Annotated in this window: 18 protein-coding genes; 5 read left to right on the top strand and 13 right to left on the bottom strand. The window is 54.2% G+C overall.

The features are described from left to right. Nucleotides 1–110: 110 nt before the first annotated feature. From SH287x_RS16015 to SH287x_RS15975, 9 genes are all read right to left on the bottom strand, one after another. Entirely contained in the window at nt 111–497 is a 387-nt protein-coding gene (locus SH287x_RS16015) for an acyl carrier protein (RefSeq protein WP_479515389.1), read from the bottom strand. A gap of 206 nt (nt 498–703) precedes the next feature. Then, complete coding sequence (fabG, locus tag SH287x_RS16010; RefSeq protein ID WP_479515388.1) at nt 704–1,459, bottom strand: 3-oxoacyl-[acyl-carrier-protein] reductase; 756 nt, start codon at nt 1,457–1,459, stop codon at nt 704–706. Nucleotides 1,460–1,572: 113 nt separating this feature from the next. Next, on the bottom strand, nt 1,573–2,076 hold the full coding sequence (locus SH287x_RS16005; RefSeq protein WP_479515387.1) for a 3-hydroxyacyl-ACP dehydratase FabZ family protein: 504 nt from the start codon (nt 2,074–2,076) through the stop codon (nt 1,573–1,575). A gap of 215 nt (nt 2,077–2,291) precedes the next feature. After that, nucleotides 2,292–3,803 carry a hypothetical protein gene (locus SH287x_RS16000; RefSeq protein ID WP_479515386.1) on the bottom strand — a complete coding sequence of 504 codons (1,512 nt, stop codon included), beginning with the start codon at nt 3,801–3,803 and terminating at the stop codon, nt 2,292–2,294. Further along, nucleotides 3,800–5,482, bottom strand: a complete 1,683-nt coding sequence (locus SH287x_RS15995; protein WP_479515385.1) for a hypothetical protein — start codon at nt 5,480–5,482, stop codon at nt 3,800–3,802. Before SH287x_RS15995 ends, SH287x_RS16000 begins: the two co-directional genes overlap by 4 nt. 70 nt (nt 5,483–5,552) lie before the next feature. Then, a complete protein-coding gene (locus SH287x_RS15990) occupies nt 5,553–7,682 on the bottom strand; it encodes a hypothetical protein (protein WP_479515384.1) in 2,130 nt (709 codons plus the stop codon). A 175-nt stretch (nt 7,683–7,857) separates the two neighbouring features. Then, nucleotides 7,858–8,241 (bottom strand): hypothetical protein, encoded by a 384-nt coding sequence (locus SH287x_RS15985; RefSeq protein WP_479515383.1) that lies wholly within the window; start codon nt 8,239–8,241, stop codon nt 7,858–7,860. Nucleotides 8,242–8,278: 37 nt separating this feature from the next. Beyond that, a complete protein-coding gene (locus SH287x_RS15980; RefSeq protein WP_479515382.1) occupies nt 8,279–9,007 on the bottom strand; it encodes a hypothetical protein in 729 nt (242 codons plus the stop codon). An 84-nt stretch (nt 9,008–9,091) separates the two neighbouring features. Further along, on the bottom strand, nt 9,092–9,892 hold the full coding sequence (locus tag SH287x_RS15975; protein WP_479515381.1) for a lysophospholipid acyltransferase family protein: 801 nt from the start codon (nt 9,890–9,892) through the stop codon (nt 9,092–9,094). A 573-nt stretch (nt 9,893–10,465) separates the two neighbouring features. On the opposite strand from SH287x_RS15975, the gene SH287x_RS15970 reads away from it, so the two are divergent. Further along, nucleotides 10,466–11,392, top strand: a complete 927-nt coding sequence (locus tag SH287x_RS15970; RefSeq protein ID WP_479515380.1) for a DUF1559 domain-containing protein — start codon at nt 10,466–10,468, stop codon at nt 11,390–11,392. Between the two features lie 184 nt (nt 11,393–11,576). Here SH287x_RS15970 and SH287x_RS15965 read toward each other — a convergent pair whose 3' ends face one another. Further along, on the bottom strand, nt 11,577–12,050 hold the full coding sequence (locus SH287x_RS15965) for a YkgJ family cysteine cluster protein (protein ID WP_479515379.1): 474 nt from the start codon (nt 12,048–12,050) through the stop codon (nt 11,577–11,579). 139 nt (nt 12,051–12,189) lie between these two features. Here SH287x_RS15965 and purM point away from each other — a divergent pair, with 139 nt between their 5' ends. The 3 genes from purM to SH287x_RS15950 all read left to right on the top strand — a co-directional run bounded on the left by purM (nt 12,190) and on the right by SH287x_RS15950 (nt 16,703). Beyond that, nucleotides 12,190–13,254, top strand: a complete 1,065-nt coding sequence (gene purM, locus SH287x_RS15960) for a phosphoribosylformylglycinamidine cyclo-ligase (protein WP_479515378.1) — start codon at nt 12,190–12,192, stop codon at nt 13,252–13,254. Then, nucleotides 13,254–14,084, top strand: coding sequence for an ABC transporter permease (locus tag SH287x_RS15955; protein ID WP_479515377.1), 831 nt, complete (start codon nt 13,254–13,256; stop codon nt 14,082–14,084). The genes purM and SH287x_RS15955 overlap by 1 nt, the downstream gene beginning before the upstream one ends. A 621-nt stretch (nt 14,085–14,705) precedes the next feature. After that, nucleotides 14,706–16,703, top strand: a complete 1,998-nt coding sequence (locus SH287x_RS15950) for a hypothetical protein (protein ID WP_479515376.1) — start codon at nt 14,706–14,708, stop codon at nt 16,701–16,703. Nucleotides 16,704–17,310: 607 nt separating this feature from the next. Here SH287x_RS15950 and SH287x_RS15945 read toward each other — a convergent pair. From SH287x_RS15945 to SH287x_RS15935, 3 genes are all read right to left on the bottom strand, one after another. Next, on the bottom strand, nt 17,311–19,281 hold the full coding sequence (locus SH287x_RS15945; RefSeq protein WP_479515375.1) for a monovalent cation:proton antiporter family protein: 1,971 nt from the start codon (nt 19,279–19,281) through the stop codon (nt 17,311–17,313). A 266-nt stretch (nt 19,282–19,547) separates the two neighbouring features. Then, nucleotides 19,548–21,074, bottom strand: a complete 1,527-nt coding sequence (locus SH287x_RS15940; protein WP_479515374.1) for a DUF2817 domain-containing protein — start codon at nt 21,072–21,074, stop codon at nt 19,548–19,550. Between the two features lie 232 nt (nt 21,075–21,306). After that, nucleotides 21,307–21,990, bottom strand: a complete 684-nt coding sequence (locus SH287x_RS15935) for a hypothetical protein (protein ID WP_479515373.1) — start codon at nt 21,988–21,990, stop codon at nt 21,307–21,309. A 296-nt stretch (nt 21,991–22,286) separates the two neighbouring features. Here SH287x_RS15935 and SH287x_RS15930 point away from each other — a divergent pair, with 296 nt between their 5' ends. Then, a complete protein-coding gene (locus tag SH287x_RS15930) occupies nt 22,287–22,475 on the top strand; it encodes a hypothetical protein (RefSeq protein ID WP_479515372.1) in 189 nt (62 codons plus the stop codon). The last annotated feature ends 29 nt before the right edge of the window (nt 22,476–22,504 follow it).

Raw genomic sequence — 22,504 nt, 5'->3', positions numbered from 1 at the left:
CTCCCCAGCCGTGCGTGCAGAAGGTTTTTGATTCGTTGCTTCTGATCCCATGTTGATGTTGCCCTCCGTGCGGAACACCGAACGAAGAGCGACCTCAGAACATTGGAAGATCAGGCAAGCTTGGTTTCCAGGAAGTTCACAATCATTTTGACAGTCAGGAGATCTGGCAGTTTTTCAACTTTCGGATCTGCGGCGAAGGCATCGATGTCTGCATGAGGCATCTTGGCTTTCAGTTCAGCGACACCGGCAGGAGTCAGGACGCCGTTGGCTACAAAGTTGGGATCAGCAGCTGTGACGTTATCAGGGAGAAGTTCTGCCCGAGGAATCTTGATTCCAAATCCCTTTTCCAGACGGAAGAGGATATCCAGAATATCGATTGACTCAGCCCCCAGATCGCCGAACAGTGTCGACGACTCTTTCACTTCCTCTTCGTCCACTCCCAAAGCATCGCAGAGTGTGTCACGAACTTTTTCGAAAATCTCGTCGCGTGAAGGCATCCAATCACTCCTCGTAGGATCATTTCGAATTTCACGTAGTCGAATGATCCGCAGTATTGTCCGATATCAAAGGTGTTCGCAGATCTTGGCATGTCGGACACGCTTCTGCCAGATCGAACCCACGCGAACCCTTCTGAAAATACTGATTGTGTCGCTTAGATGAACAATTCCGGCAGCTTTTGGGAACTGTACAGTGTCACTACCGGTTAGCCCATTCCCCCTAATGTTAATCCACCGTCGACTTTCAGGGTCTGGCCGGTGATGTAGCTGGCTTCGTTGGAAACCAGGAAGTGGACGGCATAGGCAATATCGTCAGGTTGCCCTAACCGCTTGCAGGGAATTGCTTTTTTGATCTGTTCACCAGCAGCATTCACCACGGCGACCGTCATATCTGTTTCGATGAAGCCGGGAGCCACGCAATTGACCGTGACGTTTCGCTTGGCTAACTCGACAGCCATGCACCGGCTGAAGCCTTCAATGCCGGCCTTACTGGCGGCGTAGTTCGCCTGTCCGGGATTGGAGAAATCAGCCGAGACGCTCGACATATTCACAATGCGGCCATATCGGGCGGACATCATGGGGCGAGTGACGGCCTGACAGAAATTGAAGACGCTTGTCAGATTGGTGTCGATGACAGCCTTCCACTGTTCAGCTGTCATTGTGGCCAGAAGACCATCGCGGATAATGCCGGCATTGTTGACGAGAATGTCGACCTTGCCCCATTTTTCCACGACTTGCTCAACGACGGCATCGCAAGCGACCTTGTCGGCGACATCGCACTTGATGGCCCAGCTTTCATGCCCGGCAGCGGTCAGTTCTTCCACAATGGCCTGAGCAGGGGCTTCGCTTGATTGATAGACAAACGCCACCTTGGCACCGGCTTTGGCCAGCTTGATCACAATGGCTCGACCAATCCCGCGGCTTCCGCCTGTGACCAGTGCGACACGTCCCGTCAAATCCATACGATATTCCTTTTTCGTCAGCCCAGTTGGCTTGAAATCGATATTGTTTGGGCACTTCAAAACGGATCTTGCGAAGAACTTAAGGCCTTTTCGATAAAGCCAGGAAAGCCCTGCTAAGATCCCAAGTTATTCCCCGCGTCTGCTGGAGACCATAACGTGGGAAACAGTTGTCGCAACCAGGCCTTTCGGGCCTCATCGGCTGGCCGGGCAGCAGCATCACGATCACCGGGATTGAACTGCGTCAGGATCACACGAGCACTTACGGCCGATTCCTGTGTGCTGGCCAGTTTGCCGGAACCCATGAATTCCCAGATGTTTTCCGACTTTTTCTTGACGGTCATGGAAATCTGCAACTGGTCACCGGGGGCCACAAAGGCGTTGTATTTTAGCGCCTTTGTCTCTTTCAGCAAAATCGTGCTGTAGGCGAAGTCGTTGCTGGCCCGCATCAGCCAGGCACCGGTTTGAGTGAGAGCTTCCAGCATGAAAACCCCTGGCAACACGGGGAAGCCGGGAAAGTGATCTGCCAGGTATTCCTCGGCAATGCTCACATTCTTGACCGCAGTAATCGACTCGTTGGGCACGAGACTGGTAATGCGATCAATCAGCAGAAAACGCATGGCGACTCATTGATAAAGGTCATTGAAATTCCGGTTGTCGTTCGCGCGGACTACTTTCCGGAAATTTCGGGTAACTTGAAATACAGAACGGCGGATCATAGGGAGTCGGCCAAGTGACCTCAAGCCCGGTCGGCGAGAGGTGTGTACTTGTTTATACTGTCTGGATGTTTTTGATCACTTCCGGGCTTGCTGTGACATCAAAGAGAATCACAGTCTCAGATCCCTCCCAGAAAAATCGTCAGGCCAAGAACGATCATCAACAAGAGGGGATCACTGATTGAGAAGGGCGCTTTCCGGGCACCGATGGCGACTCCCTGGATCGCAATGCTGAGCCAATTGAAAGCGGCAATCAGTGTCAGCCAGCTCCCTGCCAGAATCAAACAGGTGCCCGGAACGATGACCCAGCCAGAAGCCGTGACGGAATCGTCTGCCTGAACTGTCATCGGCCAGGCTTTCATGAGAATGTCGGTGCGCAGTTGCATCACGAGTGCTGTTGGAAAGCTGCTTAACAGGATGATCCCGAGAGCGACGATCACCACACCGCTTCGGCAATGGGTGACAAGCCCTCGCCATTCTTCCAGATATTCGAGTCGGCGACCCGTGGAGGTGGCCCGGTCGGTTCCCCAGAGCAGTAACAGATATCCCATGCACAGCAATGTCGCCAGATAGACAAGGAGATGCCAATAGTGCTGTTGATCAGAGACCGGCAGCGTTGGTAACAGGCTTAAGCTCCAGACCCAACTCCCGGTGGCTGTCATGAGGAGCGTGGCCCTCCATCGCCGCCAATCTTCCTGACAGATCAGCATCAACCCGCCCCACAAAGCTGTCCATCCCCCCAGAAGCGACCAGACGAGTTGGGACGTCTGATTGTCCCGTGGTTCCCAATGGGCAAGAGGGATGACAACCCCTAAAGCGGCCAACCAGCGAATAAGCTGGCCCCCTTGAAAATCCCACATCGCCTGATTCTTCTCGGCGATGGCCAAGTCGTGTAATCGCGATGATTCGGTGGAAAGGGTGGCCGTGTCGATCCAGACAAAATGTCCGGGAATGACGCAAGTACGGCCCGCCCATCCCAACACCATCAGCAACCAGCCAGCAAGCTGCCAGTTGCTGCCGGGGTTACTGATTCCAGAATCCATGATTTCGCTGGAGAATCGCCCTTCGATGCCTGAAATGGCCCATCCGCTCCAGAGAAACAGTGATGTCATGATTTGCCAGAAAGAGAGGTTCCAGCGAATCTGTTGCCGGATGTGCTGTGCCTGAATCGCATCTCCCCATGAGGGAGGCAAAATCTGCCCCGCTTGTGTCAGGGTGAGAATCTCCCACGCCAGCAACCAGCCGACGGATGTCGGCGAAGTGGCCATGATCGCGGATACTCCCCCAGCCAGCAGTAACCAGCAGGCATGAGGGGGAAATGGCCTGAGAGGCGGATCAGGCAAGGAGGCCGCATTCTCACTGAGAATGGTGACGATCCGGTGAGAAGAATAAATCTTCCCAAGAACGACCGTGACCACACTCACCATCAGAAGCATTAACCAGCGTGACTCCGAAGTCAGCACCAAAGGCTGGTTCCAGAAACCTGGCAAGCCATCAGTCAGCATGGCCATTATTCCCAGCAGCCAGCCTCCCAGAGCGATCCACAATCCTGGGGCGCGTCGAAATCCCAGCAGGCCGACCAGTGCGACCAGTGTCCAGACAATTCCCAGCAGGTTGAAGTTTCCCGTCATACAAACCACCCCAGCAGCACCTGGGCAGAAGCGACGACGATGAAAGCGATCGTTCCCATGAGTGAAAGATCCGGCATCAGCGGTTGATCATCGCGTTCCTGTTGCCTGGATGGCTGAAACGCGTGTGGCACCGTGGGGTAGCGGGAACGCCCGGAAAGCATCCGCAGCGTGACGTTCAGTTGTGTCGAGATCAGGATCATCCAACTGATGATCATGGGGAAAGACCAGCCGGATTGTTGGGCAAATCGTGTGGCGACCAACAACCAGATTCCCGAAGCCGCGGTGCCTGGTAAGCCCCCGGCCAGCAACCAGCTACTTGCACCAAACGCCTGTGACCATCGAGGAAGATGCCATGCCAATCCCCCCCAGCCATCGACTTCTCTGGCGGAAAACTGTTCTTCGAGGCAGGCGAGCAGCAGCATGAGAAAGCCGCCTGACAGGATTCCTCCAAAAATCAAACGTTGCCCAGCGAAAGCCCCGGCAGACGTCGACGTCAAGTGAGCGAGTGCCGCAAGTTGGAGTAGCGTGAGTGTGGAAAACGTGATGATCTTTCGTAGATCAGTCTGCGATAGCGCCAGGCTGGCCAGCCACAACACACCAAATCCCAGAGGCCACGCTAACCAGAGTCCCAGTTCTGGCCATTCCTTCAGAAACAATGGCCAGATCAGACGCTGCAGAATTTGCAAACTGCTTAATGCAAACCCCGATGTCAATAACACCGACAGAGGGATTGTTTGCGTGATGCTCAAATGTGACCACCACCCATGAAAAGGAAACCATGCGCCGCGAATCCAGACGGCAGCCAGCAACCCCAGTAAGATTGCTCCCGACGCCGATTGCCAGACACGCAGGGCGATCTCATTCTGACCGGTCAGCCGCACCGTTTGACTGATCAGTTCGTCATAACGAAAGCTGACTTCTGGCAGAGTCGGTACGAGGTCTGACTTCAACACCGGTGAGATCGAAGAGAGCATCACCATCGCGACAAATAATGCCAGGCTGGCCAATCCCTGCCATGCCACGACTCCTACAAGGGAATGCTGGCGATGATGCCCCGCGCCTGAGGCTTTGGCTGTTCCCGCAGGGGAATGATCCATTGCCCCCGGTGAAGCCAACAACAGTCCGACCATCCCCAGCATCCAGCCTGAATCGAACGTCGCCAGACTGACTCGCCAGTCAGCCGCCAGCCAACTGATTGTCCACAGAGTCTGGATCAGGAGGAGGAGCGACAGCCTGGACAGGTCTGCGCTGATCTGTAATCCGGTCTGTAATCTGGTCTCTAATCCGGGCGGATCGTCGGAGTGTTGTCGCACGCGTGGCACCAGAACACCCGGCGTGGCGATCAACACCGTCAGCGACAAAACCAGCAGCGATGGCCATGTCAGCGGATGAAGGTGGACGTTCTTGTTCAGCCACTGTTTCTGCCAAAGATTCAGCCACTGTGACCAGTCTGTTTGCGTCAGGAGTTCGGCCGTAGCGGCCTGACGATCAGTGCCGATCAAGACAAAGGCAACAAGTCCCAGAAACAAGGCCACGACCGTCAGCCAGGGCCAGATCATGAGCAGTCGATAGAGGTTTTGAGGACAGTTCACTGCTTTGGCAAAAACCAGCGCCAGCCCGCTGCCTAAGGCGGGAAGGATCACGACCGCAGGAATCAACCATACCCAGCCTTCACTCACCGGAAGTCCTTTTTATGGAGAGTTCTCCATGACATGTGCGTTCTGCCGGGGTGGGCAGTCATCATCCCCATCAATGATTCAATAGCAGGATCATCCAGAGGGATGCCATCAGGAACAGCACGAGAGCGTAGAGAGTGATCTGGCCTGTCTGCAATCCCCTCAACCACAACCCGCATTGCATCGAAAGGCTGCCGGCCTGTTGCCAGCAACCATCAATGAAATACCAGTCACTGAACCTCACTAATTGAGCCAATCCCCGGACGGGAAGGTTGATCCCCCAGAAGAGGATGCCTCCCAGATGGAATGACTCGCGCGCGATTTCCAGCAGAGGCCCGGCTATTTTTTGCAAGACCATGCCTGCTGCCGGAAAAGATCGGAGAAACCATGGGGCCAATTGCCCCAGCATCACGGCAACCGGCGCTATTCCTGCCAAGGGACTCCAGGGAATCGGTTTCCCAACCCACCAATGGAGCAACACCACGCCCGGCAGACCCATGCAGAAGAGTAAGACCATGTTGGGAGCGATGATTGCCCATGTACCAGAGTGGTTCTCTTGATCTGGAAGGCCAGACTCTGGAAGGCCAGAGTTCCAGAGGAGAGGGAAGACGCCTGCCGAGAACAGAAAGATGGCCAGAAAAACGGCTCCTTGCGTCCAGTTCATATCCGATGCTGTGAAAGGGAGAGGCAGCAGTGATAACCCCAGCACAAACATCGCAGCAAAGATCGGGTTGGAAGCTGAGCGTCGCGGCGATATTACCAGCAGGCAGCAGCCCAGCAACCAGGGAGCCAACAGCGACATCAGGTTCAGGGATTGAATGAATTCATCGGAGGCCACAGCCCCCGCCATCGTGTCCATACGGTCGGGAGACAAGCTGTTTAGAGGCTCGTTTTCCTGAGACGGTTTTTCCTGAATGATGGTTGATGGAGGGATCGTCTGAAAAAAAAGCCAGGCGGAGAGACTGGTGAGCGTGGCGAATAAAAGGGATACTTCGCCGCGAACCAGACCAGACTCGGGCGTTGTGTGAGCAGGTGGAGAACTTTTGACCTGGCCTGCCAGGGCCATCCAGCCACAAGCAACGCTGGAAATCGCAGCGATCTGCATTCCCAGTTGAACGGCGGCAGAATCGGTACCCATTCCCGGATGTGCATAAAGCCCGAAAGCGCGGGCGAGCAACAGAATTCCGGCCGCCGCACTGCTGATGGCCAGAGAAAAACAACGGTGACTCGCGGGCTTTCGTTCAAATTCTCTGGCGGGCAAGACCGCAGGAAACAGGAACAGCTTGGGAAGGCAGCCCATGAACCAGACGATGCCCAGGATCTCGATCAATCCCAGCTGAAAAGTTGTTGGTTCAGAGAGGGTTGAAAGCTCTGCAAAGGTTGTGGCTCCGAATCCTTGCCAAAGCAGCACACTCACAGCGACCAGCAACATGTCGCCGGGAAATTGATGAAGCAGCCAACGCTGGAGACTGATGACGCTGTCCTGGACGCGGGAATGTTCCTCGCTGGCGGGTAAGTTCCCGAGCAGCACTCCCCAGGTGATGAGATGGGAACCAAACGCCATGACGAGAACTTCGCCAGCAAGGCTCAGGAGCATTAATCCGCAAAGAATGAGGCCAGCCCCGCAGTCTCTCCAGCGAGTCATCACGAGAGAAGACTGCGAGGTGTCAACATCGATCGCTCTGCGAGATCGGCTCAGCGTGAGGGTGCCTGACAGACAAATCATGCTCAAAGTCAGCAGGAGAGGCCATTCACCAATCAGGTGCAAGCAAAGGGGAGGAGTGCTGGCTGTTCCCGAATTCTGATGTGATATCAGGGAGGAATTTTCTTTCCCCGCCATTCCCCCCGGTAGGGTGGAGATCTGTGGCCACGACTCAAAACAATTGACCGTGACCTGCAAACGCTGGCGGTTATTTGCCAACGAGCTTTCGTTTTCTGCCGTGAGTCTATCGTCTGATGGAGTTGGGGTTCCAAACGTGAGAATGGGCAAGGCCAGGGCCAACGCTCCCGCTGCTGACATTCCCCAGGCCAGCCTGAGAATGGTACCGCTTCCTGAAGTGAGGAGAGAGGATTCTGCCGATGCCCGGCTTTTTGCCATGCCAGGCCACCAGACCGGCGACCCGATCAGTGACAATGCCGCCAATCCTGCCAGTGGGAGGCAAAACAGACTCAGCAGAATCATCCAGAAGAGATTTGTCAGCATCGGAAATCAGCGATGGTTTGTGTCGTACACGATGGTCTCAGGCTGCCACCTTATACCGATTGCCGCTTGTCCCTCCAATTCTGATTCTATAAACGGGTTTCTTCAGGCAGCCGGCACGTCGTCACGGTTTTGTAAAACGGTGTTCCAAAAGAATGCGGTCGTCAATATTGATCGGTCACTCGTGAAAAGCGACGCGATCCGACAGGCATTGCTCTGCCTGCTGCTGAAGCTTCCTATCAGCACGCACGAGGTCTTGTTCCTGTTGCCACGATGAGAGGTCAGGAGAGATGGTCGAAGTGTCCAGGCTGGCTGATGGTGAAAGCTCCTGCTGGGCAGGTCTCATTGACCAGAGCCAGAGCAATACCAGCCATGCCAGAGGGGTAATTCCCGGAATCATGAGCAGCCAGCCGCTGGGGGTTCCATTGGCGACACTTAATAAAAGTAATGTCAGTCCCCAGGCGGCACATGCCAGACTGTTGTTGCGGTCACTGGGGCGCCCGCTCAAACTGCGGGCCATACCGATCAGCAGAATCAGTAGCCCGGCACATGCCATCTCCATCTGAGAATCCTTTCGGGCCTGTGGGTGAGTCTTTCAATTATGGAAGCCGCGAAGATGATGCTTGTGGCTGCGTCTCAGCCGGCGATTGGCCCATGACCCTCCAGCCGACCACCAGCAGCAGGCCGGCAAGAATCACAAATGCCGGCCATTCGTCCTGAAGCGGACGCAGCACATTTCCCAGAGAATGCGATGAAGAGAGAGGCTCCCATGTTCCCAGCCACATGACCGCCGTCAGCAACGCCACAGTTCCCAGAATCGCGCTGATTGTCATCCGAAAACGCACCAGCAGGACGGTTTCAATCGCTTTCCCCTCCGCACGTTTTTGTTCCTGTTGAGCGGCGATTTGAGCAGCGATCACGTCAGGGAATGCGACAAATTGTGGCGTATTCCAGACCACCAGGCTCAGGCATAATCCTCCCGAGATCAGAACCAGCACACTGGCGGCAAGACCTTGTGAGAGCATCGCCCCTCCCGCAGCAAGAACCACAGAGCCTGCCAGTAACAAATTGCTGACAACACGAGTTCGCGGTGTTGCACAGCGCAGCGAGGCCCAGCCACCAAAGAGAGCCACCACTCCACACCAGAGCAATTGCTGCAGAGTCATGCCAGATGAAGCGGTGCGATCGAATGACATTTCCCGCCAGAGAGCCACCATGGAAATCGCCACAACCACGCTGCCCAACCAGGAGGCCGTTAAGCGACGCGACCAACTGGCGGCTCCCCACCCTAATCCCAACACAATGGGCCAGAAGTATGCTGCACTCACCTGTGTGCTCCGCTTCAGCACCTGATGGATAACTGTTTTGTATCAGCGAGATTTTTGATTTGATACAGTTTGAAGAAGTCTGATTTACAGTGGGCCGGTGGGGGCTGGGCCGCCCAGACGCCATGCTTCGGCCGCTTCTGCACAGGCTGCAATTCGGCTGCGGATCAGTTCCAGCAGTTCATCATCCTGTTTGCGTCCAAAGGCTTCGACCTCTTCGGGAAGGATCGGCTTGCCAAACACCACGCGCACTCGCCGCGGGCGTATCATGAGCTTTCCCCGAGGGAGTGCCAGATTGGCCCCGGCAATCCCTGCGGGATAAACAGGGACTTTGGCACGTCTCAACAAGGCCAGAAATCCTGGCTTGAGTGGCCCCATGGTTCCATCAATCGAACGGGTTCCTTCGGGAAAAATGCCGACCAGGAAACCATGGTCGAGCCGCCGCTGCATCTCCCGCAAACTCCCGGCGCGAGCCGAGTCGCGGTCAATGGGAACGACATAAACTGTACGCAGGAAGTCTCCCAGAAATCGCTTTTTGAATAATGTACTGCGTGCCAGATAAGTGACCGGGCGTGCGAGTTCCAGGGGAAGAAGCAGGGGATCAAGAAAGCTTTGATGATTGCTGAGAATCAAAGCTCCGCCGCAGGTTTTGAGTTGCTCCACGCCGCGCTGCTGGTATCCAAACCAGGGGTAAAAGACGAGTTTGTAAACCATCTGACACCAGAACCAGGTGTAGTTCCGGCGGGTGGGATGTGGCAGGGGGAAAGCCTCTGCGACCGCGTTTTGGGCAGGAACTGTCGTGGCGGAAGAAGAGACAGGCTCAACCGATGCTGCAACAACATGAGGGGTTTCGGTTGATGGTGAAGTCTGAGGAGAATCCGGGGGCATACTGACTCATTCACTGTGATTTGCTCTGCTGGGCGATGTCAAAGATTTGACGTGCGAACCAGGACTGACCAGACCTTCACCCGCACTGAGTCAGCATACTCAACCACAAGAGGGATGCGTAGCCACTCCGCTTTATCTGCCGCTGGCAGGGAGTTTTGAGGGGAAGAATTCGTGATCGCGTGAGGGACTTGCTCCTTATGAGTTTGTCCAAAGGATCACCTGATAGATCGCATGCAGTCAACAAGAAGGGACGGTGGGATGTGGTGGCAGTCGGTATGCGGACACTCCTGTGTGTGTAGGTGTTTTTACTCATTCCGCGTGACCTGTTTTTGCTGGAGGCGCTCTGGCAGGTTCAATTTCTCTGTCCATCAAAGCCAAAGCATCATTTCACGACTTGCAAGCGTATCTCCATGCGTGTATATGATTACTTGTAGATGTGTTTGTCCGTCATATTCCTTTTTGCAGCGATGGGTTCTGTTTTTTCTGCGCGGATACGGCAGTCAAAACATCTTGAATCAGGCAACTGGTAAAACAGACTTCGAGTGCTTTTTTTATTTTTTTGAGAGATTCTCTATGAAAAGTCGTCAGCGCGGGTTCACGCTTATCGAGCTATTGGTTGTGATTGCCATTATTGCGATTCTGATTGCGCTGTTGTTGCCGGCTGTGCAGCAGGCACGGGAAGCCGCTCGTCGGACTCAGTGCCGCAACAATCTCAAGCAGATTGGTTTGGCGATGCACAATTATCACGACACCTTTAACGCATTTCCTCCGGGAAATATCGTAGAAAAAGCGACCTGGGCATCAACACTTCCACGCCAGCCAAATATTGGCTGGGCTGTCTTCCTGCTTCCCAATATTGATCAGACACCGCTCTATAATAAGATTGCGGCAGAATCCTCGAATTTTGCACGGGACTGGAACTCAGGTACCCAGGCACTGTTCGATCTCGCCAAAACCGCTCAACCTGCTTACATCTGTCCTTCCGATCCTTCAGGGAATCTCAACACGGATTGGGGCGTAAATCTCCAGGCTCCACTCACGGGAAGTAACCAGGTTGGCAAATCGAATTATGTTGCCAGTACCTTTTCTTCAGGAGATCCCTTGTTTCGAGAAAATAGTGTTCTACGAATCCGCGACATCACTGATGGCGCAAGCAATACATTTATGGTGGGCGAAAAGACCTCTCAAGGTTCCTACTTTGCTGGCGTTTGGATGGGTGGGCATCGGTGGGGGTCAGGTATAACCGAGTACACAACAGAATCGATTTTCGGTTATTCCAACGGAATTGCTTCGGGCATGCCTTGGCGTATCAATGGCGATGGCACTGGTTCCACCAATCAATCGCAGCACTACAAAGGCAATTACAGCAGTGTCCACACGGGTGGTGTTCACTTTGTCTTTGGCGACGGAAAAGTGATGTTCCTCTCTGAAAACATCGCTTTGGAGACCTTCAATGGTCTGGCAACAAAAGCGGGCGGGGAAGTCTTGGGTGAGTTCTAAACCAATGCTTTTTCCTTAGCCGCAAGCCGCACCCACCGAACAATAGGTGCCGCCAATTGTGAATCGACAACTTTGATGCCTTGCGAAGTCCATGAAGCCTTTCCGAAGTGCTTTATGGACTTTTTCATTGGTTCATCCCCACAACTTTAGATGAGGCGGACTACTTAGTTTTTCCGCAGCCTGATTAGAGTCGAGATTCTGCAACTTGCCTTTGGATGATGTTCAGCGGAACAAGTTCGCCGCGACCGGCTCCGGGGCAAACGTCGCAGGTGGCTTGCCACGCTGCGGGACTCTCGACCGTTTTGCCCCAGAAGGGCCAGGTGCGGCATTGGGCAGGTCTTACGGGATAGATGCGGCATTTGCGGGTGAAGCCGTCCAGGAAGACACAGTCCCCGTTGGCGTGATCGGCCAGGGAAAGCTTTCCCAACGCGGTTTTTGTGTGCATGACACGAATTTCGCCGGTGGTTGTCTGGAGGTAGTCGGCAATCTGCCGCAGTTCCACCTCACTGAGCCAGACATAACCGGGCGTTCCCGTACAACAGTTGCCGCATTGCGTGCAGTGAAATTGCAAACCCTCCGCATACCAGGGGGGTGGCGTTTCTTCTGAAACAGAGTCATTCACAGTCATTTGTTCCTGAACGACGGATAAAAACTGCATGAAATCGTAATCCAAATTTCGTTTCAGCGGAAATCGGAAGCCAGGAACCTGCGCTGCTTTGGTTCGAGCGGTGCGAAAATGGAACCCGGCAGTTACAATCCGGGCTGGCAAATTGCTGGTTTTCCAAGGGTGCTGCCCGATGGCCTCGTTGACGTATGAATCTGCTGGCGTTGATCTGAAACTTTACGACGAGGCCATGCGCCGGTTGCCGGCACTGATGGCACGGACTCACACCCCCCGTGTGGTGCCGATCAACGATGCTTTTGGCGGTTTGTTTCGACTCAACCATAGTCGAAAGCCGGGGCAACACAGCTATGAAGATCCTGTTCTGGTTTCCGGGACGGATGGTGTGGGCACCAAGCTCAAGGTGGCCATTCAACTGAAGAAGTTTGATACGGTCGGCATCGATCTGGTGGGGATGTCGGTCAATGATGTCCTATGCATGGGGGCTGAACCTCTCTTCTTTCTGGATTATCTGGCGCTGGGAAAAGATAACCCGGATCTGGTGGCCAACCTGGTTGCTGGCGTGGCCAAAGGCTGTGAAGAGTGTGGTGCGGCACTCCTGGGTGGTGAAACCGCCATTATGCCTGATATCTATGCGACGGGCGATTTTGATATGGCCGGCTTCTGCGTCGGTGTTGTCGAGCGGAAGCGATTGATTGATGGCAAAGCTGTCAAGCCGGGTGACGTGCTGATTGGTCTCCCATCCAGCGGCTTCCACTCGAATGGTTACAGTCTGGTGCGCAAGGTTGTCTTTGAACTGGCTGGCCATCAGGTCGATGATCAGATCAAGGAGCTAGGAACGACTGTCGGCGAAGCTTTGATGGCTCCGACCCGGCTGTACGTCAAACCTGTTTTGAGTGTGCTGCATCGGTACACCAGCCGCATTGCGGTCAGCGGACTGGCTCATATCACTGGGGGGGGGCTGAAGGATAATATCGAGCGATTCCTTCCACCTGGCGCGCACGTTGTCGTTGACCGGTCGTCCTGGCAGGTTCCTCCGCTGTTCACCTGGGTGCAAAAACTGGGAAAAATCGACCGCGAAGAGATGTATAAGGTCTTCAACATGGGGATCGGCTTTGTTCTGATCGTCAGACCTTCATTCGCCGCGAGTATTGAGAAACAACTGCGAAGCATGGGCGAGTCTCCTGTCCGTATTGGAGAAGTGACCGCCGGAGAAACCGGTGTGGAGTCTGTGGGATAATGGCCGAAGAGCGACCCCTCCCGGCGAACTACTTCCGTGTGCTTGCGGTTTTCTTCCGTAATGCGCTGGTGCGGGAGATGTCGTTTCGCAGTAATTTCATGATCACGCTGTTTTCACGGCTGATCTGGTTTGCCGCCCAGATTTTGATGTTTGATCTGATCTTTCGCGCGGTCTCTGAAATCAATGGCTGGACACGAGCCGAGTATTTCGGCTTTATGGCGACGGGGATGTTGATCAACGCCATTGTTGAGGCCGTTTTCATGCCCAACTGTGCGAACTTTAGCGAGATGATCCGGACAGGATCGCTGGACTTTGCGCTGTTAAAGCCAATTGATACTCAGTTCCTTGTCTCATTTGAGAAGATGGATCTGTCGATGGCGAACCAGATCGTCTTTGCGCTGGGTCTTCTGGTTTACTCATTGTATCAGAATGGTGTCTTGCCGAGTGGCTGGGTGCTGGTGATCTATCCCCTGCTGATTGTGTCGGCAGTGGCTTTTTTTTACAGCCTGATGATCTCGCTGGCAGCCGCCAGTATCTGGTTGGGGCGGAACCAGGGCCTGCTGGACTTCTGGTTCTATGTGACGGTGTTCGCCCGCTATCCCGCCAGTATTTATAGTGGTTCGCCAACTGGTGAGTTGATTCGGTTCACCTTTCAGTTTGTCATCCCGATCCTTCTGGTTGTGACGGTTCCTTCGCAGGTGATCATGTCAATGATTGAGGCTCCTTCACCTTGGATTGTGCTGACGCTGGGGTTGGCGGGGCTTTCGTTGCTGGTGGCGCGTGGGATCTTTCAATTTGCATTGACTCAATATCGAAGTGCCAGTTCTTGAGAGAAACGATGCGTGCCAGCGGAAAATCTGGCAAAATCAGCGATCGCTGGAATGTCACCCGGAGCAGACCTTTTTAAGAGAGACCTCTTTATGTCGTGATCTGACCGGCAGCTTCTGCCAGACATTCAGACAGAATAAATCGCTTTGGATCGTTTTTGTCTCTGAAATAAGGGGATTCCCCTCAATAGAATCGGGCTTGTGGGCATGAAGGGGACGCTCACAGAACACACATGAATCGTGTTCAACATCTACGGGTTATTCAGCCGAAATCACGATAGGCAGCGCTAGGGCCAGCGTTCGTCACGTGATCGATCAGGATGTTCTGGTAGACTGGGGCATCTGATTGGTCTGGCCTTCTCGTTGTGGATCATGCACGGTTCAACGGACTGGACAATGGCTTGATACTCTGTCGCGCTCAATCGGCAGTATGTCATAAAAAGACCTCTCCAGCATGGAAGGCTTGGGAATCGTATGCGGGCATCTTTCGCCACGGAAGCGTTTCGGCACACTCCTGCAAAATCAAGTGATATGAGAATTGAAGAAATGGTTAGTGGAAGCTGCTGCTTCATGGATTGGCCCAGGTGTTGCCTGAGAATGCGGTGTTGCCTGGGAGTGTTAGCCTTGGGGTTGTTCTCCCTGGGAAACATGACTTCGGGGCTGGCCCAGACGGGTGTCATCACCGGCCCGTCTTCATTGCCTCCGACTTCAGGATCGCCCGCATCAGAAGCGACGACTGGCGCAACGCAAAACACCACTCAAGCCCAGGGTGCAGTGACCACTCCTGTTGTGCCAGTGCCCGTGGTACCGCTGACGACATTCGGTGCTCCGGCGCCACCTTATCCCGCGAATGATCCTCTGAGTGATCCACTCCAGAAGCAACTTGGCACGGCCATTCAAGTGACCAGTCAGCGGTATCTGACGGCTAATGTGCACACTCCCTGGCAGATTTTTCACGGTATTCTTGCATTGCACGAGAAGTTCCAATTGAAGCTGGGGACAGAAAAAGTTTCGGCGATTGAATGGATGGCCACATCAAATCCTCAATTCGATGGTCGTCCCTGGATCTTGATCACCGCCAATGGGGGCAAGTTTCACCCCTTCACGCGCCCCTATGCCTTTGAAGGTCATCCGGCTCAATCGCTGGCTTTGCTTTCGGAGTCCAACCTGCCGCCGACGTTCGAGTTCAAGACGCCCACGCGAAACGTCACAATCACGGAGATGCTCCAGACCGCGATGCGCGATGTGAATGATCGCGAAGAAATTACCTGGGTGCTGTGGTCACTGGTGCATTACTATCCGACCAACACCCGCTGGAATAATGCTCGCAATGAACCCTGGAGCATTGAACGACTGGTGCAGATTCAGAATGCTGCCGCTGTGGAAAAAGGGGCTTGCGGCGGTAATCACGGCTTGTTCGCACTGGCTCGTGCCCGTGACAAACATATTGCTGAAGGACTCCCGCTGCAAGGTGTCTGGTTTGAAGCCGACTATAAGATCAAACGATATATTGAAACCGCACGATCGATGCAGAATCCTGATGGCACGTTTTCCAGCAAGTTCTATCAAGGCCCCGGTTACACTTCAGACCTGAACTCACGTTTGAATACGACCGGGCACACTCTGGAGTTTCTGGCAGCAGCCTTGCCCGCAGAACGCCTCCATGAAGCCTGGGTGCGAAACGCGGCGGCCGCCCTTTCCAAAGATATGATCGATCACCGCAAGGCTCCCTCCGATTGTGGCCCGCTCTATCACTCATTAAACGCCCTGCAGATCTATCACAGTCGGGCATGGCCACAGGCTGTGACAGTCGCGAAGCCACAAGTCGCTGAAGAAATCATTAAGCAGCCTGCAACAACCAATACGCAGTCCCCCACCACCCCAGGTAAGGTGGAAACGGCGGTCATTCCACAAACCGCTCCCATGCCATCAACCGTTTTACCTTCCGCACAGCCAGAACTGGCTCGTCCCGTGGTCTCTGAAAACAGTCCCATGCCTAGTGAAAACAAGCCCGTGCCAGTTCAGGTGCCGGTGGTTCCTGCGACTCCAGTGATTCCAACAACTCCAACTCCAGCGACTCCGACGCCAGCACCTGCTGCCGTCACACCGGAGATTAAAGGCAACCCGCCCGTAGTGTCACCCGAGCCACAGACTCAGTCACAGAATCCAGGGACGTCCGGCTCCACGACATTGGTTCCGGTGTCGCCACCGATTTCTGTGCAAATCTCACCACAACAAGTACCATGGTTGGATCAACCTGTGCCAACGACCGCTGCTTTGAATGAATCGCCCACCACGGCCGGGCTGCCCGTGAATGTGATGATTCCTCCGGCACCCGTTCCTTCAGCGCCTGTTCGCGTGACGAAGAAAATCGGGACAGATTACTTCGTGAATGGTCAGCTTGTTCACGAGAAGTCGATGTCATCACACTCGGGTGCTGTCGGCATTGCCCGGTTGGGTAATCAGCAGGATCCTTCAACCAAGCCTTCGGCTTTATCGACAGCCAGCGCTGTCAGTATTGAAGCGGCCTTTGACGAACCAGGACGCCTGAACGTCGCACCGGCGGCCATGCCCATTCAAAACCTGCCCGCATCGGCCATCAAGCCACACAATGAATCGTGACCATGGCAGAATCTGGCTGTGTGCCCCTTGCGGGGTTTGGGCCTATCGGCCGGGACGTCGGCTAAAGATCCGCGGCCCCGTTGTGGCCGCTCCTTCCTTGCGCCTTGCGGGGTTTGGTACGGCGTATGGGGGCCGGTTGTTGATATACGAATGGGTCTTACGCCGTCAGGGTGGTAGTAGAGATGGTGGGTTGCGCAAAGCCTTAAACCACCCTACTGTTTAATAGCGGTTCATTGCTACTTGAACGTAGTCGTTGGGAGTTGGTGCATTGCGCTGCGCTTCATGCACCCTACGTAGTAAATGCTTGGCGATAGTAGGCGTTTTTATGTAGTTAATATCTATTAAAAACAGCCCTCACCCATCGGAATCCCCTTGCGGGGTTTGGGCCTATCGGCCGGGATGTTGGCTAAAGATTCGCTGCCCCGTTGTGGCCGCTTCCCTGACGTGGATTGGGGTTGCGTGAGTATGCCGGACTTGCGTTTGATATTGATCCTGAAGAAGACTGCAGAGCATGCTTGCTCCTCAAAGCCGCAAGTATGGCACGCAAAGCAGTATGACACACAAAGTAAGCATGGCGCGCAAAGTGCCGTTAAATCCTTGGATAGTCTTATGCGGGGAGTTCGAGCAGTTCAATTGCTGTCTGGAACTGCTCTGGCTCGCCCAGCAGAACCAGCACATCTCCCAGTTCCAGCAGAAGATCGGCAGCGGGGTTGGTAAAGACCTGCCCCTTGCGCTTCACGGCTACAACCGTGACCCCGGTCAGGTTTCGCAAGCGAAGTTGTCCCAGCGTTTTGCCAATCGCATGAGACTCTGGTGTCAGCTGGCAGCTTTCAAACTGGGCATCCAGATTTCCATCTGGCGAGATAGAGAGCAGGGCACGTCCTAATGACTCGCCGCGGAAAGCCTGGTAATGATCGGTGCGGATATTGGCCACTAGCCGATTGATCATGTTTCCGGGAATATGGTACTCCCGGAGGACATGGGCGAAAATTTCCAGCGACGTTTCAAACTCCTCAGAGATAATGCTGTCCGCGCCCAGATGCTTGAGGTCAAAGGATTCAGTAAAGTAGCGGGTTCTGACCACAATATGGATATCAGGATTCATCCGCCGAGCCAGTTGCACTGTTCGTCTGGCCGAGATGGGATCGTTGATTGCGACGACCAGTGCTTTGGCTTTTTCAATCCCTACATACTCCAGCACTGTTTCCCGTCCGGAATCACCAAAATGAATCGACTGACCCAGCGCTCGTTCCCGGCGAACCGTTTGCGGGTTCATGTCGAGAACCACATAAGGGATTTTCAGTTCTTTAAGAACGGTTGCCAGATTGCGGCCATTAAAGCCATAGCCTGCAATCACCACATGATCATGAAGCTCATCCGATAGCCCTTCGTTGTCGTGCGCCGAGTTCTGCCAGCGACGAAAGAGGGGGATCTTCTCAATCAGATCGATCAAATGCGGCAAGCCATCCAGGGCTAAAGGAGTCGCGACCATCGAAAGCACGGAGACCGCAAGAAACAACTGGTACTCATCCTGATTAATCAGTTGATAATCCAGGCCACTTTTGGCCAGTACGAATGAGAATTCCCCGATCTGAGCCAGTGAAACTCCCGCCAGGATTGCGGTGCGTAAAGAGTAGCCGACCATGAGCGAAGGAATCGTGGCTGTTAACGTTTTCACCAGCAAAATAGCGGCCAGAAGCAACGTCACAGAGATCCCATGTGTCAGGAGATAATTGACGTCCAAGAGCATTCCGACCGAGATGAAAAAGAGGCTGCTCAAGGTGTCTCGAAACGGCATCACTTCTGCGAGTGTTTGGTGGCCATATTCCGATTCAGCGATCACCAGTCCGGCCAGGAAAGCGCCCAGCGGCAAGGAGAGATTAACCATATTGGTTAGAGCTGCTGTTCCAATACAGATGACAAAAATGGAGATCAGAAACAGTTCGCGATTCCTGGTTCGCACAATCTGGTAAAGCATCGGCGGGACGACATAACGCCCCACGACAATGATAGCCAGCACCATCAGCATGCCCCGCGAGACATCGACAAGAAACGAACTATGCTGCCCCGCTTCAGCAGCCAGTAAAGGAACCATCAGAACAAAGGCGACAACCAGCAGATCCTGAAGTAACAGCACTGCGACAGAAATCCTGCCATGGGGTGTCCCCAGTTCTCCCCGGTCGGCCAGCAGCTTGATGACAATCGCGGTGGATGACATGGCAACCAGCATGCCTGCGAAAAGCGACGAATTCCACGGCACCCCCACGCTCATGCAGGCCAGCATCCCCGCAATGGCAGAGAATCCCACCTGCGGCAGCCCCACCTGCATCATCAAAGGGGCCATCTTCACCACTCGAGACAGCGAAAACTCCAACCCGACGGTGAAGAGCAACACGACCACGCCAATTTCGGCCAACAGGTCAACGCGATGGACATCATCGATGATTTTCAGGCCATAAGGGCCAACCAGCACTCCTGTGACCAGAAGCCCCACGACAGTGGGTATGCGCAGCCGTTGAAAGAGATAAACAACGACACCGGCACAGAGAAAAACCAGCAACAGGTCTTTAAGAAACACAACATCATCCCTGAACAGCAAATTTCTGGCGCTGAGCACGTTCCAGGAAATGTCGTAACACAGTTGGCCACTTCTGGCGAGTCAGGCTCGTGCCAGGAAATTCGGTGATGGCGTCATTACGGTGATGTCACGGGCCTGGCTGTTCAGCAGGCAGGCGTTGAAATGCACAAGCCATGCCCGCTGACAGAACGGCGGGCATGGCTCTCATAGGTGCTGCTTTTTTGAGGAACGTCAGGCTCAAATGAGGTGAGATGTTCCAGATCGGATCAGGTGCGTGATGGTGGGGGCGGGGGAAGTTCCTGATAGCCGCGTGGTTTACCGATGGGTGGCGCGCCATGTGGTGCCGATGTGGGAACCCCCTGATTGTTCAGCCGGTATTTCTGCATATTGGGAGTTTCAACAGACGTTTCAGGAGCAACAGGCGTGCGGGCACTCTGTGTCATCAGGTTTTCCAATTCCTGAAAGCGTCGATTCTTCGCCATGGGTGAAAGCGTTTCGCCTCCCTGTCCCGCGACCGACACCATCAGTCCCTGGAGATGGCGATCGAACTCGGCGTTCGGGTCATTTCCCTGCGTCAGTCCCAATGAGACCACCTGTGCTCCGATAGTTTCATCAGCCAACACTTCCAATGATCCTGGCCAATCGGGCGACATCAGCAGGTGAGGCGTCCATTTGGCAGAGTTCATCAGGTGATTGGCAATCTCCTTGGCAGCCATGGAATGAATCACTTCCGACGTTCGAGCAGGTGTCGAGCGAAGGATGACGACGCGGTTGGGTTTATTGGAAGCCATCATTTGCAGGATGGCCCGGGTTTCCAGTTCACTGGCCGGAGCATCACCACTTCGTCTGGTTTGACCACGCGAGAAGTTCGCTGTCGGGAAATTGCGGTTCAGGTCGACATCATTTGCGTTAGTTCGCTTGCCCGCTTGCAGTCCATCAGGATTAGCCGCACGAACCAGAGTGATCCGGCAGGTGTTCAGCATCTGAGGGTTCTTGGAAAGTGCCGTTGCCAGCTTATCGACCCAGCGAACCGAGACACGGTCTGTGCCTTCAATCCCGGCGATCACCAAAGTTGAGAACTCTCCCCGTCCCATGGTGCGGACATAGATTGGCAAGCCATCGGTCGATTTGTACGCGATCTCCCATCGTCCCAGCAGTGAATCTTCTTGAGAGACAGGGCGGGCGACTGGTTCTGGAAATTTTGCTTTTTGCGTAATCACAGGTTCTGCTGGAGCGGTCGACAAAATGCCTTCGATCATTGAACCGAAGGTGGCCGCTGGTTTTTCAACAGCAGTGGTTTCTTCAACGGGAGTTTTTGTCACAGGCTGGCTGGTAAGACGGCGCGGGATGCTTCTGGTGCGTTTTGTGGCAGGTGCCTCAACAGGTGCTTCGGGTGATATTGCGGGAGTCGACCGTGTGGGCGGTGTATAAGGGGCCGCCGCAGGATCGGAAAAGACAGAATGGAGTTCAGATGTTGCCGGCAGCGGCTTGGAAAGCGCCATCAACAACGGCTCCGATTCTCCCAGTGCAACGGAAGGTGAGCCAGAGTCATCCATACTCAAAACAACATCGGATGAAGATGGTTTTTTTGCTGAAGAAATGGGCTGAATTTCTGGGAGTAGTGGCCGCGAGGCCACTGTATTGAGCCTGGCGGGGGCAGTCTCCGCAGGTTCTTCAGGGATTCGTGCCCGTGCCACGAGGAGTGGTGTGGCAACCCCATCGGGCAGCTTGATGTCGTTTTCGGATGACCACCACATCACACCCAGACCGGCAGCGGTAACAAATGACAACATGGGTAAGACTTTCAAGGATCCCTCCGTCAAAGTACATCCACCGACTTCGAGGGGCGAAGCCGATCCGACTCATGAACATGGAAACGAACGATAAAGACCATCAGGCATCGTGCGGGTGAGGCCTAAGCGACGTGCCAACCCTCTTTTGTTGGCACATTCACTCGACTACCCGATAGCGGTGGATGTGTAAGGGGCAAAGCCTCCCGCTTTATCCCTTGGGTGAATCACAGGCTCACTCGTCATCGATCCCCAGGCGGTATTGAAGCTGGCGGAACTGACGCGAGAAATCTTCTGACGACGAATGGACGTGCTCGGCTTCGGTAATGAATTTCATCTCTTCGCTACAGTTCAGGCCGTAGTCATCGAGAATGTCTTTGAAATCCACCAATTCCTGGCCGTACATAATAATGAGCTTGTGCTCATCCAGTTGAATTTCCAGGGGGATATTCGGGTTAAGAACGGCCAGTCCGGTGCAGCCATCGTTGAGCAGCAGATCCTCAAAATCGTAGAGTGTGCTTTTGAGGATCGGAATATCGATGCTCTCGCGATAGAGGTCATCATGCCCGCCCCGGCGTTCATGACTGGTCTCCAGCACGACATCGACTTCATCACCTAAAGGTGCCATCAGATCGATGAAAACATCGAGCAGCTGCTCCTTGGAAACGGAAGCCATCAGTACGGGAATTTTGATTCCCGTTTCTTTGTCATGATAAGCATCGTGACGATAGCCGGCCCTTGGCACGACTTGCAGGTCATATGAGGGACGAACGGCATCTGTCATCATAAATGAGCCATATTTGGCAATATTCAGATGAGCTTCAAGCTGTTCGTCATCCAGGTTGTCAAAGCTGCTTTTGCCGTGACGCACCCCGCCGTCGCGATAAGTATTCTTGAAGAACTTCTTCAGGAACCCCATGGTTCGTGTCTCACTTCATCCGGTGCTGTTGATCTAGTCAGGCGGCGAGAAGGGGTGTCACCGCAACATCAATGTGAACACGCAAACCTAGCACATGAATCCCGGGGCCATCGGAAATGAGATCTCGAAGAGGTCACGAATCCGTCAACGACCTGGCCGGATGATCCTACAGGGGGGAATGGTGCATGGCGGCAACAGGGGTGGAGTTTGCGGGCAACGATCCCGTGGTTTGTTGTTGCGGGAAGGCGGCGTGACTTGAGAAATCTTCTCCGTTTGCCTCATGAATGAGCGAAATCGTGATCAAAATCATCTTCAGTGAGGCGATGTCTTCGCTACAATCGGCAGCGGCAATCCAATCCGCAAACTCCTCGGCATTTGGGGCATCATGGACGAAATCTCACCGACAGGACGATGTCAGCCAGGACGATGTCAGCCAGGACGATGTCTGCCAGAACGATGTCAGCACTCTTTCGCTCGTTCGCTGATCTTCGTTCACAATCAGGGCTGGGGCTGG

The organism is Planctopirus sp. SH287 (assembly GCF_056500625.1).
The sequence above is the reverse complement of the archived record's forward strand: the minus strand, read 5'-3'. Positions and strand labels throughout refer to the sequence as shown.

Bases quoted from the DNA above. Each gene is read 5' to 3' on its own strand.
- SH287x_RS15965 (WP_479515379.1), bottom strand. From the start codon at position 12,050: ATGCAGTTTTTATCCGTCGTTCAGGAACAAATGACTGTGAATGACTCT.
- fabG (WP_479515388.1), bottom strand. From the start codon at position 1,459: ATGGATTTGACGGGACGTGTCGCACTGGTCACAGGCGGAAGCCGCGGG.
- SH287x_RS15955 (WP_479515377.1), top strand. From the start codon at position 13,254: ATGGCCGAAGAGCGACCCCTCCCGGCGAACTACTTCCGTGTGCTTGCG.
- purM (WP_479515378.1), top strand. From the start codon at position 12,190: ATGGCCTCGTTGACGTATGAATCTGCTGGCGTTGATCTGAAACTTTAC.
- SH287x_RS16000 (WP_479515386.1), bottom strand. From the start codon at position 3,803: ATGACGGGAAACTTCAACCTGCTGGGAATTGTCTGGACACTGGTCGCA.
- SH287x_RS15940 (WP_479515374.1), bottom strand. From the start codon at position 21,074: ATGTTGTCATTTGTTACCGCTGCCGGTCTGGGTGTGATGTGGTGGTCA.
- SH287x_RS15990 (WP_479515384.1), bottom strand. From the start codon at position 7,682: ATGCTGACAAATCTCTTCTGGATGATTCTGCTGAGTCTGTTTTGCCTC.
- SH287x_RS15935 (WP_479515373.1), bottom strand. From the start codon at position 21,990: ATGGGGTTCCTGAAGAAGTTCTTCAAGAATACTTATCGCGACGGCGGG.
- SH287x_RS15970 (WP_479515380.1), top strand. From the start codon at position 10,466: ATGAAAAGTCGTCAGCGCGGGTTCACGCTTATCGAGCTATTGGTTGTG.
- SH287x_RS15985 (WP_479515383.1), bottom strand. From the start codon at position 8,241: ATGGAGATGGCATGTGCCGGGCTACTGATTCTGCTGATCGGTATGGCC.
- SH287x_RS16005 (WP_479515387.1), bottom strand. From the start codon at position 2,076: ATGCGTTTTCTGCTGATTGATCGCATTACCAGTCTCGTGCCCAACGAG.
- SH287x_RS15975 (WP_479515381.1), bottom strand. From the start codon at position 9,892: ATGCCCCCGGATTCTCCTCAGACTTCACCATCAACCGAAACCCCTCAT.
- SH287x_RS16015 (WP_479515389.1), bottom strand. From the start codon at position 497: ATGCCTTCACGCGACGAGATTTTCGAAAAAGTTCGTGACACACTCTGC.